Genomic DNA, 13,542 nt, shown 5'->3' on the forward strand with positions numbered 1-13,542 from the left:
GAATATTTTAACCTTATACTAAACTTATTGTTTTATTATCTTACGATTGACTTTTGTTCCGTTTACAAACTCTAACTTAAGAAAGTAAACGCCTGATTCTAATCCGGACATATCTACTCTATTTGAAGTTATCTTACAATCTTCTCTTTCCCCTAAAACATTAAATACACTTACATTTTTAATGTTCTCTGAGGAATCTATTAGAACAAAGTCACTGACCGGATTCGGGTATATTTTAAATGCTGTTCCGTTAACATCTTCCAATCCTGCTGTATTCAGGTAATTTCCTTGTAGGTACAAAGACAACGGAAAATTTCCTTGTTGGGATGCAAATTGAGCATCCGGTACAGATATTACGAAAGTATGTGTTCCGGCTGTCAGATCTCCTAAATTTATTTCCCGGATCGGAATTGAATTCCCCGGACACCAGTTATTCCAAGATACCCACCAGAAAAAAGACTGGGGAGATGAACCGTAAATTCCGTTAGCCTGTGTGTTATATACTCTGTAAGGCTCACAAGAAATACCCCAGGCTGATATGATAAAACCTGATTTCCGTCGAAAGACACGTAATGCCATCTTCGTACATATTCTTCTCCACCTGAATTTGCTCCGTGATTTGAAGTAATCAGATATAATTTTGCATTCTCTATATTGTCAATCAAATTAAAAGTGATTGTTTTAGTTGTTGTGCCTATCTGATCTGTTGCACCTGCCTGATAATTATTGAAGTTTGCTTTCATTGACAACGGCAAAAGAAAAGATTGAGGAGGGTTTTGAGTAAAAACTCCTGTAGAAACAAACTCTAAAGTCCCGAAAAACACATCATTTCTTCCGGCACAACCTGTTATTTGAGTATTTGCAGCATAAGGAACACCAAATAGCTCCAATTCAACCCAAATATCATACATTGCATTGATCGCACTATCTTTAAATATCTTATCAAGGTTATCGACCGTATAAGTATATGGCACTTCAGTAGGGCTTACATTCTTATCCATAAATGGAGTAATATAGCGACCTACTTCTATTCGTTGCACACTATCAGGGTCATACGTGGATTGACCCTTAGGCACAAAAGCTAAATTTACATTTCCGATCCTGTCGTAATTGTCACACGCTGCTTTAATTGTTATATTCATTGTTATTTGGTCTCCGAAAGAGGCCAAGACTGTTTCCGGTAATTTTCTGGCATACAGATCATTTCTATGTCTTATCACACCTTGGGGAACCGGATCACTAACAACGGTTGCATATCCGTCATAAAATAAGATTTCATTAAAAACAGTATACGAAAAATTTTGAGACCTTAAACTGTTAAAAGAGATATTGACTAATACAATGAATAGTATATATTTATATTTGATTTTCATTAATTCTATTTTTTAGGTTTTATGGTTTTTGGGGCAAAAAGATCCAGACGTAATCCTTTGAATTATTTTTTAATTATTTTCTGCACTGAAGTTTTTCCTTCTTTTGTTTTAAGCCTAATCATATAAATTCCTTCCTCTAAATCAGAAATATTTATTTGATTTTTATTTTTTGAATTCAAAACAGCTTGTCCTATTGCATTAAATATCTCAACAGATTCCAATTCCGAAACTGCATCTATTGTGATTATTCCCGATGAAGGATTCGGATATATTTTTATCGTAGAATCCAAACTACCAAAATCAGAAGTACTTAAAGTTGATTCTGTAGTTGTCACTGCTAAAACGGATAATCGTATCTCATTTGCCCAAGGCGCTGTAGAATCCCCATCAAAAGTAAAGGTTACTCCTGTTATTGTTTTAGTTTGATTAACTACATCTAATGCAATTACATCTTCATACAATCTTGGATTTGTACTGCTTCCCTCCAATGCATTGTTTGCCATATTCACTCTCCCAATTCCCTGAATGGCATAAGCCGTACCGTCGTACCAATCTTTTGCCTGTAAATTTGCAGTTTGTGAAGTTCCGTCAGAAAAACTAACAACTGCTGTATATGGCAAATTAGATGATCCTCCACCAGCTGCTGCTGATAAAATATACACATTTCCCACATTTGAGGCTGTAAATGATAAGGTTCCTGAATTTTGACTATTTGCAGAACCCGTAACATAAGAAGGAGTCAAAAACAAAGCATTCGGTCCTGAATAATCTGCTAATTGAAAGCTTACTCCTGATGTATTGGCGCTGCTTATTATTCCATCCGAAGGTAAACCGTAAGTAGGAAAGCTGCTACCTGCTGTAGCCTGAAAATCCATAGACACTAAAGCTCTGGTATTTACTTCATCCAATCCGATATCTGCAGAAGAGGAGGCATCCCCGATACCATTAGCAATAATATCATAATTGAAGCCTGTTACTTGTGAAGCTGTTTCACAGATACTAACACCTAATATGGTTGTTGTATGAGCATCATTAGCCGTTACTTCTTTATCGAAAGCTATAGAAACTATATTCTTATTGTAATTCGTTTGATCCAGTGTTAATTCATTGTAAAAAAGGTTAGCCTGAGTAAGCCCTCTGAATTCATTTTTCGGAGCCCAACCTGTAGTAGCTGTGTTTCGGGATACTTCTCCTGTTCCCAACATTACAGTATTAGCCGGCGGGTTACTATCGTACCACCAAGCCGTAGCCTGAAATACGAAAACCTGACTTGAACCGTCAGAAAAATTTACAGTTGCTGTTACATTATGGTTATCAGCAGATGAAGAGCTTCCCTCTCCTCTGACTGCTGCTATATAAATCTTTTCCGCTTTTTTAGGCGAAGCTAATGTTAGATTTCCCTGATTAGTCACATTGTTTCTCAAAACCAATGCATTATTTGAACTAAAATCTGCCAATTGGAAAGAAAGCCCTGATATAGCAGTATTGGACAGTATTCCGTTTGTAGGGAAACCACCGCCATAAGCCGTTGCACTTGCTCCTGAAGAATGAGGGTTCAAGGGCACAAAATCTTGTGAATAAAAAGTGTAGAATGCATCAACTGTATGAGTTGTTTTATCGAATGTATCCCCCCTGTGCCTTCAGCAATGACATCTGCATTAAATCCGGATAATGTTAAAGCGGTAAAAGTACACACAGCTGTACTGGTCTGATTAGCTGTTTCTTTTTTCTTAATAGGTTTAACCGATCTATTGCTTTTTAAACCCGTAAAGTTAATTTCTTTTGAATTGTTACTGATGTGAAAGAGCGCTGTCTTTTTATAAACCATTCCATTGGAATTTATTGCAAATAAAAGACAGACTAATGTTAATTTTTTGATTAATTGGTAAAGTTTTCTCATAAGTATTACAGTTTAGCGTTGTTATTCCATAAGATATTCAACGCAAACTAATGTTAAAAATTTAACATTTTTTTATTTTGCAATACTCAAAAGGTGCTTTTATAACAAAAAAATGCTACTCATTTGCTACTCTTTACCTCTTTTTGATGTTTTTTTAACTGAAAAGGCTTGTTTTTTCAAAAATTAAACAAAAGAAAACCAATTATAAAGATCTGTTGTCTGAGGAATGTTTAGTTTTTTCCGGATACGGTATTTTTTGTTTTGAACAGTTCGTATTTCAATAAATTTCAGTTCTGCAATTTTCTTTGTAGAAAGATTCAGTTTAAGTAAAGCACAGAACTCTATTTCTGATTTAGTCAGGCTCGGATCTATCTGCAAAAGTTTTTCTGAAAAATCAGGATACAGTTTCTCAAAAGCAAACATGAAACCCGGATCGTCTTTTCGGATCATTTCAATGAGTTCTTCATAATCTGTCACAAAGATCTCTTTTGTTTTTTGCTTTTTTCTGAACAAATAAATCCATGCTCCAAAAACTAAAAGGATTAAAGCTCCTACGCTGTAAAAGAGCCATAAAGGGATTTTTCTCTCTTTTATATTTTCAGTTTCTTTATCTTTATCTAAAATTTTTTGAAGTGAATTGTATTTACTTTCTAAAGTTGACAAACGAATTTCTTTTAATTTCCCCTCAAAAAAAGCAGTTTGAGAAGAATCACCCATTTTTTTATAAACCTCAGTTAAATTAAGATACAGTTCTTCCAAATTCAGAACTTCCCCATTAACCTTACTCAATTCATAGGACTTTAAAAAAAAATCCAGTGCCTCTTCCGTCTTTTTTTCTTCTTTACAGACTAATCCCAAAACAAAATAATTGGTCATCATAATGTTATCATCAGGAGCGCCTTTGGGCTTTAAGGCATTTGATTTTAAAGCATAATATTTTGCCTTTTCCGGATCAAACAAAATATACGTATTCGCTAAGTTTGAATAATTTATGTATTGGTATCTTTTAACGTCTTCCGGATCTGGAAGCTTGTCATAACTTTCTACAACTTCAAGTAATTTCTCTACCGCTTTTTCCGGTTGTCCTATATAATTATAAACATTGGCAAAGCCATTTAAAGCATTCACTTTCGTAAAGAAAACCCGAATATCTTTATCATCTCCTTTTTCAAGAACTTTTAATGCTGTTTCTAATTCAGTAATTGATTGATCGTAAAGCTGGTTAATTGAATAGGTCTCTGCAAGATAAATATGAGCCATTCCTTGCATTTGTATATTATTATATTCTTCTGATCTTTTTTTTAATTGTTCAGCTGTTACACCTAATTTTTCAACATCTCTTTTAGCATAGAAATACCGACACTTACGATCCAATATTCTTAATTCTAAAACTGAATCTTTAAGTTTAATGGATTGCTGAAGCAGATCATCAATTTCCTTATTGGCTTCATCTAAGTTTTGTTTAAAAAGCGCTCCGTTGGCAATGACTTTTTGCTCTAACTCTTTTCTTGCATCCGATTGTTGCGAAAAAAGACTTGCACTAAAAAAGAATAGTACAATATAACAAAAGAAGACCTTAACACACTTTTTATTGACAATCATTTTATCTTACGTAATTCACTCTTTCAACATAACTTTAACGCTCCAAACCGGAAAAAATACGCTTAGTCTTTCTATTAATTTTAACTAAAATTTAAAAAAATAAGCACTCAACTATCTCCAGTCTAAAAATAAACGCACCGAATATACGCAAAAAGCACATATTCGACAATTTAAAAACCAGTTTTAACCTAGCAACATATTAGTGAATTACATCAAAAAAATAAAAAACTTATCATAACAAAAGGCATTTTACACTACTCCAATTCTTTAACAAAGAAGTTTAGTTATAAAAAAGTTTCTATATTTTTCTTTTGTACCTTTATTAAAATTTCTATTCCCTTAAAAATTGTAAAGATTATGAATTTTCTAGAATGTATGAAATTGCGTTATACGACTAAGAAGTATGATTCAGGGGTAAAACTTGACACTGAAAAAATACAAGAAATTGAAAAAATTTTACATTTGAGTCCTTCTTCCCTTAACAGTCAACCTTGGAAATTTACCATTGTTTCTGATCAAAAAATAAAAGAAGCGCTGGCTCCTTTTTCTTTTCACAACAAAGAGAAGGTTGAAGATTGTAGTCATTTGATCGTTTTCAGTATGCTTGATAATATTGAATTATTTGAAAAGCAAATGGCTGAGTATTTACCTGAATACGCTGTAACTTACTACAATATCCATATTAAACCACTCGGTATAGCTTACACAAAAAACTGGATGGATCAGCAAGTACATATTGCTTTAGGTGTATTACTCAGTGCCTGTGCAACTATGAATATTGATACCACTCCTATGGGAGGAATAGAACCTGAAAAATATGATGAAATATTAGAAACTTCAAATGATTACAAAACCTTATTTGCAGTTGCACTCGGAAAAAGAAGCGGTGAAGACAGAAATCAACCTTCAATCACTCCGAAAAAGCGTTTACCAATTGAAAAAGTCATCTCAAAAAAATAAAACTGTAAATCTTATCTTTTTGTCTCTTTTTTAAACCCCAAAAACTCATAAATTACCTTAATAGAAGACGAAAAATAATTTTTTAGCGAATCTTCTTCCTCTGCTAACACAATTTTTGGCGGCGGATTAAAATTGCCGTTTTCATCAAAATTTCGCATAAATTTATCTTTCTCCGGATTAAAATCAGGATGCTCCCATTCGTAATGCATTGGTTTTCCGAATTGAGGTGTTTTAATCAAAAGCGCCATAGACAAACCCGTTAGAAACCCACTTAAATGCCCTTCCCAGGAAACAGACTGATCTACTTCCGGAAACATGTACCAAACCATTCCTCCGTAGAGCAATACTACCACAAAAGAAACCGCCATAAGTCTATAATATTTAGTAAATATACCTTTAAAAAAGATAAAACTTACCAAAACATAGATCAACCCACTGGCACCTATATGATAACTGGGACGGCCTAAAAGCCACGTTCCGAATCCGGAAAAAAGAATCCCTAAAAAAAGAACCGCTACTGTTTGTGCTTTATAAAAATACTGAAGCATGGCTAACAAAACCAAAAGGGCTAAAGAATTATTTGTGATATGTTGAAAATCGGAATGTAGAAACGGACTTAACAACACTCCTTTTAGTCCGAACCACTCTCTGGGGTAAATCCCGTAATGATGGAAATTAACGTTAAATTTCATTTCCACCCAAAAAACCAACCACATTGCAAATACAAAAACTAACGGCAACAAGATTACCGAAGCCGTAAATTTGAATTGATGTTCTCTCACAATACGTTTCATTCTATTTCAGGTTTTGAAAAGATTCCTGGTCTTATATATAAAAACCTGAAAGGCTTAAAAAACCTTTCAGGTTTCAATTTTAAATTACAAAAAAATTACTTCACTTCAATCAATCGTGTTTTTTCAACGTGATTAGGGGCAGTTTTCAGAATATTAATTTTCAAAACCCCGTCTTTGTATTCAGCATCAATTTCACCTTCATTAGCATTATCCGGTAAAGAAAAACTTCTGGAAAAAGAACTATAGCTGTATTCTTTACGCGTTACTTTTTCTCCTTCCTTACTTTCATCTTCATGTTCTGATTCAGAAGAAATGGTTAAAATACCATTGTCTAAATTCACTTTAATATCTTCTTTTTTTACCCCCGGAACTGCGACATCTAATTGATATCCATTATCCGTTTCTTTCACATTTACAGCCGGAACTGTAGTTCCCAATTGGAGTCCTTTTTTATAAAAATCATCATTAAAGAAATCTCCGAACAATCCTTCAAAAGCAGGAAAAAAATCATTATTTTTCCATTTTATTAATGACATAATTTAAAGTTTTTAATTAGCCTACTCTACTTTATTGGTTTTCGGCATCTCCAATTGTATTTTTCAATTAGAATACAAAAACTAATTTAAAAAAGATCTATAATAGCCTGTATAATTCATTTATTTTCAGCAAGATTACAACAAAAAATAAACCAAATCATTTTTTCTGAAAAAATGTCATATTATAGAATAAAAGTTTGCTTTCCTCCAACTGGAAAATAGAATAGAAAATCGTAATTTTACACTATGGAAGCACCATTAGCAGAACGCATACGTCCGCAACATTTATCTGAATATATCAGCCAATTACACCTCGTTGGAGAACAAGGCTCGTTGACCCATCAAATTAACAAGGGGATTATTCCCAGCTTAATTTTATGGGGGCCTCCGGGAACCGGAAAAACAACATTAGCTCAGATCATGGCTCAGGAAAGCAAACGTCCTTTCTACCAATTAAGCGCCATCCACTCCGGTGTAAAAGAAGTGAGAGAAGTCATTGAAAAAGCAAAACAAAGCGGCGGTTTATTTACCAGTAAAAACCCTATTCTGTTTATTGATGAAATCCATAGATTCAGTAAATCCCAACAAGATTCTTTACTGGCTGCTGTTGAAAAGGGTTGGGTCACTTTGATAGGTGCTACTACTGAAAATCCAAGTTTTGAAGTAATCCCCGCACTACTGTCGAGATGTCAGGTTTATGTCTTAAATCCGTTTACCAAAGATGATTTAGAAGCTCTTTTACACAGAGCACTTGAAACAGACGAAATTCTGAAAACAAAAGACATTCAACTTATAGAAACTGAAGCTTTGCTTCGACTTTCAGGAGGAGACGGCAGGAAATTATTGAACATCTTTGAATTAGTCATTAATGCCAGTGAAGGAGATACCATTGAAATCACCAACGATAAGGTCATGCAATTGGTTCAGAAAAATACGGTCATGTATGACAAAACCGGAGAGCAGCATTACGATATTATCTCTGCTTTTATTAAATCGATTCGTGGCAGCGACCCGAATGGTGCCGTATACTGGTTAGCCCGTATGATTGAGGGAGGTGAGGATGTTAAATTTATTGCTCGTCGAATGCTCATCTTAGCCAGTGAAGACATTGGCAATGCTAATCCGACAGCTTTAATTATGGCGAATAATACTTTTCAGGCTGTAACGACAATTGGCTATCCCGAAAGCAGGATCATTCTGAGTCAATGTGCTATTTACTTAGCAAGTTCGGCAAAAAGCAATGCCAGTTATATGGCCATAGGCAAAGCCCAACAGTTCGTTAAACAAACAGGAGACTTGCCGATTCCTCTACATTTAAGAAATGCTCCTACTAAGTTAATGAAGGAGTTAGGTTACGGCGATGAATATAAGTATGCACACGATTATACTAACAATTTTGCTGAGCAAGAATTTTTACCTACTGAAATTTCAGAGACAAAATTTTATGAGCCCGGGGAAAATGCTCGCGAGCGTGAATTACGTCAATTTTTAAAGAATAGATGGAAAGATAAATATGGTTATTAAAGCTTTATTACAAAAGGCTAAAACTTCACACTAATTCTTTCTGAAACCAAATTTCCGTTTTGATAATAGTCAAAATACCACCCGTTGATTTTCTTTTGAAAAACACCGTTGATCTCACCTTTTTGTGCAATAAATACATTCTCTACAGAAGTTTGCTGTATAGTATAGATCACGTTCGGGACACTATCTACTAACCTATAACCATTTTCAATTGGCAATGCAAATAACTGATTGGGATCTACCTGTTTTTGCACTTCTTTTTTATCCGGTTTAGCCTCAACTACTAAAGGTTTATTCTCAGCAGCAACATTAATAATAAAATTATTCGTCAGATTCAATTGTCCTTTCATAGAGCTCAAAGCAGCTCTGAAAGCTTCTTTATAAGCCACTTCATATGATTTTTCCCGGCTACTTCCTCTAAAACTTTCATACAAAACTTTCCCTTGACAATCTTTTATTTCAAAGAGCACATTAGTTGTAAACAGTTTGTTTTGCTCCACTGCTTCTGCATACAGAACTTTACACCTGTTGTTTGCGATATCAATCGGTAATTCGTCTGTATCATAGAACACCGTAAAACCTTCTGTCTCAAAGAAAGATTTTGTCAGCGTATTTAATCCATATTGATTTGCTTCCTTTAAAAATTCAAATTTTGCCGGAACAATTACATATTGGTATTTTTCCTGTGCCCAACCGAATAAAGTTAACAATAAGACTATAGCTGTAAAACTCTTTTTTATCATAATATATTTTTTAATTCCAACAGATGATTAATTTGGTAAACGGGTTGGTTTGTCGCTATTTTTTCAGCATTAAAGAAAATAGCATCCATCCCGAAATTTATAGCACCTTCAACATCGGCTTCCAAACTATCTCCTATCATAATACTTTCTTGTTTGTCGGCATTAGCCAAACTTAATGCGTGCTCAAAAATTATCGGATGCGGTTTTTTTTCTCCGGCCATTTCAGAGTTGGTAACTGTCTGAAAGAAATGTTCAATATTTGCATTTCTTAATTTTTTATCTTGTACAAAATGAAAACCATTTGTAATGATATGAAGATTATAATGAGGCTGAAGGTATTCTAAGACTTCTATCGCTCCGTCAAACAAATGATTACTATTTGGTAAATGGCTAATGTAATCTTCGGAAAGCTGATGGATTATTTCTCTTGAAACATCAACTCCCAAGACATCAAAAACATCTTTTAAACGATAGTAACGTAAATCTTCATGCGAAACCTTATTTACCTGATACAGTTTCCAATAATACTGATTTCTGGGCACATAATGCTTTAAGAATTCTTCCGTACTGAAATCAAAACCGTGTTCTTTGAAAATAACGTCAAAAGCTGCTGCCGAATTTCTGTCGAAATCCCACAAAGTATGATCTAAATCAAAGAAAAGGTGTTTTTTATGATAGAAAGTCATTTATTTTTTGCTCTTTAGTTTCCTTCTACAATAACTGCATTTTCAACATGGTAGATCCAATCTTCCACATCGCTATCATTGTAACGAAAAATTCCTTTTAAAGTTACGTATTGGTCTGTTTTTAACTTAGGGAGACCGTCTTTAAATTTGATTCCCATTATGGTTTCCGGACCGGATTTTCCACAGAAGAAACAAGATGCAAATACATTTTTACTAATAGCATAATTCTTATTATCTATCGGAATAATAAAGCCGCTTATAACAACAGGTTTTCCCTGCATAGCTCTTAATTTAGGATTAATCACCGGAAACATTACTTCTCCATATGTTTTATCCGGTTTTTTTACATAATCAATCTGTCCTAATAATTTCCAGGTCAAAGTATCCGTTAAAACTATGTTTTCCGAATGATCCTTTTTGAAACTTTCTTTTTTATCGGTAAAGCTGAACATAGCAATCGCCACTACTAAGGCCACTCCTATTTTATATAAATTACGCATATGCTAATGTTTTTGATATGTTTAGTGTATAAGCTTTTATCGCCGGGATCAATGCTGCTATAACGCCTACTAATAAAGTCAGTACTAACAACCAGCCTTCCTTATCCCAGATAAACTCATACGGATTAAAACTCAATTTAAAATCACTTTCTGATGATCTTGAGATCAACATCAAACCAATTCTTCCCAAAATCGTACCAAAAATAAACCCTAAGACACAAAGCAATAAGCTTTCTATTAAAACCAGTTTTAGTAATTGTCTTCTCCCAGCACCGTTAACACGCAACAAAGCAAATTCATTTTTACGTTCTTTTAAAGTGTTAAAAAGAGCTATAAAAATCGATATTCCGGAGATAAGCATTATTCCATAGGCTAAATAACGAAGCGCATCTATTCCCACGCCAAACAATGTAAACAGGCGATTGATCTCAATTGCCGGAGATGCAGCCTGCATTTTGGTATTTTGCGGAATGATTCGCTGCCAGGTTAGTTTTGCCATAGGGTTTCGCATTTGCAATAAAACTGAAGTGATTTCCATTCCGGGTTCGTCAATTGTCATATCACTTTCCTCATCGATATGGTGTTCATGTTCGTCTCCTTCTTCATGAATATGACCCGCTTCACCATGCGCAGGATTTTCTTCATGTCTATGGGCTTCTTCTTCATGAGTTCCGTGCATTTGCCATACACTGGGAATATTAGAAATAATTAAATTATCTACTACTCTACCTGTTGCTGACGCAATTCCCACCACTTTGTAAGCATAATGTTCATGCACTTCACCTTCTTCTTCACTACCGTGTGCCCCGAAAAACTCATCTCCTATACCTAAATTTAATTTTTGAGCAGCTTCGCTACCTACCACCACTTCAAAATTCTTCTCAAATACCTTTCCTTCAGAAATTACTGCTCCGTATTTTTCCAAATATTCAGAAGTTGTCCCTACTATTTTAAATCCTTTATAATTATCCCGAAAGCCAACGGAATGGCTCTCTTTACCATAGGGTTTTGCATCCATATCTTTGCGGAGTCAAAGCTTATATTTCCGGTAGGAGCATCTACCTGATATACTGACGATAAAATTAATTGCAACGGACTTCCTTGGGCACCCATTACTAAATCAATTCCGTCAATATTACTATTAAACTTTTCTTCAAATTGTTTTTCCAATAAAATCAACACCGTAATAATAGCTACACTTGAAGTTAACAAAATAATACTCAAAATAGTGTTTAACGGTTTAAACCAGATATTTCGCCAAGCTAATTTTGTGATCATCTTACACCATCGTTATTTTATTAATAAACTTCTCTTTTATTCGTGTGTCGTGCGTAACAATTACCAAGGCCGCTTTGTACTCTTTAGACAAATCAGTTAATAACTTTATTACTTTTTCTGCATTTTTGTCATCCAGACTTGACGTTGGTTCATCTGCTAAAAGCACTTTAGGTTCATTCATCAAAGCACGGGCAATAGAAACACGTTGCTGTTGCCCTATACTTAATTGGTTTGGTAATTTATGTGACTGATCGGTTATGTCTAATTGCTCTAATAACCTTTTAGCTCTTTCCGTATTTTTCTTACCGGTTGCCAGCCAACTTGCCATTTCTAAATTTTCTAAAACGGTAAAAGCCGCAATAAAGATCGATTTCTGCAATACTAAACCTATATGCTTTCCTCTGAACTTATCTCCTTTTGCTTCTGATAGAGAAACAATATCAGTTTTATCAACTAAAATTTCTCCGGTCTTCGGTTTTAACAAACCTGCCAAAATATGCAAATATGTTGTTTTTCCTTTTCCGGAATCACCGGTTATCAAAATAGTATTTCCTGCATCACAATGCAGATCCGGCATGTGAAACAGTTGATCATCCGCATAAGAAAAAGTTATTCCTTTAGTGCTAATCATAAAAACTTAATGTTCAATTATAATTTAAATTCCAATCATAAATTTATTTATCTGTTCAAAGCGAAGGTTAAGAATGCCCTATCTAAGAACAATTAAATTTGAGATAGAATTATTCAACTTATTTTCAATTAGTCTGCAAGATAAGGAATTGCTCCAAATCTACTTCTTAATCTTTTCTAAAATATTCCATTGTCAACAAAGCTTAGATAAGAGCGTTCGGTAATGATAATATGATCCAATACTCTAATGTCTAAATTTTCTCCGGCTGATTTAATTTTTTTCGTTATCTGAACATCTGCTTCACTTGCCGACAGCTTTCCTGAAGGGTGATTATGTACTAAAATGACTGAAGTGGCATTATGCTCTAATGCTAACTTAAACAGTATACGAATATCAACAACTGTTCCTATGAGTCCTCCTTTGCTGATTTGTGACTTATAGATTATTTTATTAGAATTATTCAGGTATAAGACCCAGAATTCTTCATGATGCAATTCACCTATTATTGAATGCATTACATCAAAAACAGCTTTACTGGACGTTACTTTTTTTAGCTGAACGAGTTCTTCCTCTCGTCTTCTTCGCCCTAATTCCAATGCAGCTGCAATAGCAATAGCTTTAGCCTCCCCTATTCCTTTAAAATGGGTCAGTTGTTGTATCGATAATTTCCCTAAAAGATTGAGATTATTTTGTGAAGACGCTAAAATGCGTTGGCATAACTGAACAGCGCTTTCGCTACGGGAACCCGACCCTATAAGTATTGCTAAGAGCTCTGAGTCGGACAAAGAAGATTTACCTTTAAGTAAAAACTTTTCGCGTGGGCGATCGTCCTCTGCCCACTGATTAATTGGCGTATACATACTATTTTATTTGGCATTTATAAAACAAATGTATGAAAAATTTGTCAATATAAAACCATAAAAGCAACAACCCTTTTTTAAAATTCAGCATTCTAGAATCATCATAAAGTTTGAAAACAAGCATGAATAGCCGATAAATACTAAAAGTATGATTA

15 protein-coding genes and 1 pseudogene are annotated in these 13,542 nt (G+C 34.3%); 2 read left to right on the forward strand and 14 right to left on the reverse strand.

The window, feature by feature from the left end:
- Positions 1-24: 24 nt before the first annotated feature.
- The 5 genes and pseudogenes from DI487_RS16670 to DI487_RS04100 all read right to left on the reverse strand — a co-directional run bounded on the left by DI487_RS16670 (position 25) and on the right by DI487_RS04100 (position 4,875).
- Entirely contained in the window at positions 25-306 is a 282-nt protein-coding gene (locus DI487_RS16670; protein WP_394335978.1) for a T9SS type A sorting domain-containing protein, read from the reverse strand.
- Between the two features lie 45 nt (positions 307-351).
- Positions 352-1,373, reverse strand: a pseudogene (locus DI487_RS04085) (peptide-N-glycosidase F-related protein); the annotation flags it as partial.
- Between the two features lie 62 nt (positions 1,374-1,435).
- Positions 1,436-2,932 (reverse strand): T9SS type A sorting domain-containing protein, encoded by a 1,497-nt coding sequence (locus tag DI487_RS04090; RefSeq protein ID WP_109568536.1) that lies wholly within the window; start codon positions 2,930-2,932, stop codon positions 1,436-1,438.
- On the reverse strand, positions 2,929-3,273 hold the full coding sequence (locus DI487_RS04095; RefSeq protein WP_146193361.1) for a hypothetical protein: 345 nt from the start codon (positions 3,271-3,273) through the stop codon (positions 2,929-2,931). The genes DI487_RS04090 and DI487_RS04095 overlap by 4 nt, the downstream gene beginning before the upstream one ends.
- Before the next feature lie 183 nt (positions 3,274-3,456).
- Positions 3,457-4,875 (reverse strand): tetratricopeptide repeat protein, encoded by a 1,419-nt coding sequence (locus DI487_RS04100; RefSeq protein WP_109568538.1) that lies wholly within the window; start codon positions 4,873-4,875, stop codon positions 3,457-3,459.
- A gap of 357 nt (positions 4,876-5,232) precedes the next feature.
- Here DI487_RS04100 and DI487_RS04105 point away from each other — a divergent pair, with 357 nt between their 5' ends.
- Positions 5,233-5,835 (forward strand): NAD(P)H-dependent oxidoreductase, encoded by a 603-nt coding sequence (locus DI487_RS04105; protein ID WP_109568539.1) that lies wholly within the window; start codon positions 5,233-5,235, stop codon positions 5,833-5,835.
- Positions 5,836-5,846: 11 nt separating this feature from the next.
- Here the strand turns inward: DI487_RS04105 and DI487_RS04110 are convergent, their stop codons facing one another.
- On the reverse strand, positions 5,847-6,629 hold the full coding sequence (locus tag DI487_RS04110) for a rhomboid family intramembrane serine protease (protein ID WP_109568540.1): 783 nt from the start codon (positions 6,627-6,629) through the stop codon (positions 5,847-5,849).
- A 95-nt stretch (positions 6,630-6,724) separates the two neighbouring features.
- The gene (locus DI487_RS04115) at positions 6,725-7,165 is read right to left on the reverse strand and encodes an Hsp20/alpha crystallin family protein (protein WP_109568541.1); all 441 of its coding nucleotides are present in this window, start codon (positions 7,163-7,165) and stop codon (positions 6,725-6,727) included.
- A 246-nt stretch (positions 7,166-7,411) separates the two neighbouring features.
- On the opposite strand from DI487_RS04115, the gene DI487_RS04120 reads away from it, so the two are divergent.
- Positions 7,412-8,689 (forward strand): replication-associated recombination protein A, encoded by a 1,278-nt coding sequence (locus DI487_RS04120; protein WP_109568542.1) that lies wholly within the window; start codon positions 7,412-7,414, stop codon positions 8,687-8,689.
- Positions 8,690-8,706: 17 nt separating this feature from the next.
- On the opposite strand, the gene DI487_RS04125 is transcribed toward DI487_RS04120, so the two are convergent.
- The 7 genes from DI487_RS04125 to radC form a co-directional block, all read right to left on the reverse strand.
- The gene (locus DI487_RS04125; protein WP_109568543.1) at positions 8,707-9,432 is read right to left on the reverse strand and encodes a hypothetical protein; all 726 of its coding nucleotides are present in this window, start codon (positions 9,430-9,432) and stop codon (positions 8,707-8,709) included.
- Positions 9,429-10,118 (reverse strand): YjjG family noncanonical pyrimidine nucleotidase, encoded by a 690-nt coding sequence (locus DI487_RS04130; RefSeq protein ID WP_109568544.1) that lies wholly within the window; start codon positions 10,116-10,118, stop codon positions 9,429-9,431. The genes DI487_RS04125 and DI487_RS04130 overlap by 4 nt, the downstream gene beginning before the upstream one ends.
- A gap of 14 nt (positions 10,119-10,132) precedes the next feature.
- Positions 10,133-10,618 (reverse strand): hypothetical protein, encoded by a 486-nt coding sequence (locus DI487_RS04135; RefSeq protein WP_109568545.1) that lies wholly within the window; start codon positions 10,616-10,618, stop codon positions 10,133-10,135.
- Positions 10,611-11,636 (reverse strand): ABC transporter permease, encoded by a 1,026-nt coding sequence (locus DI487_RS04140; protein ID WP_245896529.1) that lies wholly within the window; start codon positions 11,634-11,636, stop codon positions 10,611-10,613. The genes DI487_RS04135 and DI487_RS04140 overlap by 8 nt, the downstream gene beginning before the upstream one ends.
- Complete coding sequence (locus tag DI487_RS16255) at positions 11,564-11,896, reverse strand: hypothetical protein (protein ID WP_245896530.1); 333 nt, start codon at positions 11,894-11,896, stop codon at positions 11,564-11,566. The genes DI487_RS04140 and DI487_RS16255 overlap by 73 nt, the downstream gene beginning before the upstream one ends.
- A gap of 1 nt (position 11,897) precedes the next feature.
- Positions 11,898-12,527, reverse strand: coding sequence for an ABC transporter ATP-binding protein (locus tag DI487_RS04145; protein ID WP_109568546.1), 630 nt, complete (start codon positions 12,525-12,527; stop codon positions 11,898-11,900).
- Between the two features lie 176 nt (positions 12,528-12,703).
- A complete protein-coding gene (gene radC, locus DI487_RS04150; protein ID WP_109568547.1) occupies positions 12,704-13,387 on the reverse strand; it encodes a RadC family protein in 684 nt (227 codons plus the stop codon).
- Positions 13,388-13,542 lie beyond the last annotated feature (155 nt).

It is taken from the genome of Flavobacterium sediminis (assembly GCF_003148385.1).
GTDB lineage: Bacteria > Bacteroidota > Bacteroidia > Flavobacteriales > Flavobacteriaceae > Flavobacterium > Flavobacterium sediminis.

Excerpts from the sequence above, each read along its gene's own strand:
- DI487_RS04095 (WP_146193361.1), bottom strand. The coding sequence starts at position 3,273 with ATGAGAAAACTTTACCAATTAATCAAAAAATTAACATTAGTCTGTCTT.
- DI487_RS04100 (WP_109568538.1), bottom strand. The coding sequence starts at position 4,875 with ATGATTGTCAATAAAAAGTGTGTTAAGGTCTTCTTTTGTTATATTGTA.
- DI487_RS04105 (WP_109568539.1), top strand. The coding sequence starts at position 5,233 with ATGAATTTTCTAGAATGTATGAAATTGCGTTATACGACTAAGAAGTAT.
- DI487_RS04110 (WP_109568540.1), bottom strand. The coding sequence starts at position 6,629 with ATGAAACGTATTGTGAGAGAACATCAATTCAAATTTACGGCTTCGGTA.
- DI487_RS04115 (WP_109568541.1), bottom strand. The coding sequence starts at position 7,165 with ATGTCATTAATAAAATGGAAAAATAATGATTTTTTTCCTGCTTTTGAA.
- DI487_RS04120 (WP_109568542.1), top strand. The coding sequence starts at position 7,412 with ATGGAAGCACCATTAGCAGAACGCATACGTCCGCAACATTTATCTGAA.
- DI487_RS04125 (WP_109568543.1), bottom strand. The coding sequence starts at position 9,432 with ATGATAAAAAAGAGTTTTACAGCTATAGTCTTATTGTTAACTTTATTC.
- DI487_RS04130 (WP_109568544.1), bottom strand. The coding sequence starts at position 10,118 with ATGACTTTCTATCATAAAAAACACCTTTTCTTTGATTTAGATCATACT.
- DI487_RS04135 (WP_109568545.1), bottom strand. The coding sequence starts at position 10,618 with ATGCGTAATTTATATAAAATAGGAGTGGCCTTAGTAGTGGCGATTGCT.
- DI487_RS04140 (WP_245896529.1), bottom strand. The coding sequence starts at position 11,636 with ATGGATGCAAAACCCTATGGTAAAGAGAGCCATTCCGTTGGCTTTCGG.
- DI487_RS16255 (WP_245896530.1), bottom strand. The coding sequence starts at position 11,896 with ATGATCACAAAATTAGCTTGGCGAAATATCTGGTTTAAACCGTTAAAC.
- DI487_RS04145 (WP_109568546.1), bottom strand. The coding sequence starts at position 12,527 with ATGATTAGCACTAAAGGAATAACTTTTTCTTATGCGGATGATCAACTG.
- radC (WP_109568547.1), bottom strand. The coding sequence starts at position 13,387 with ATGTATACGCCAATTAATCAGTGGGCAGAGGACGATCGCCCACGCGAA.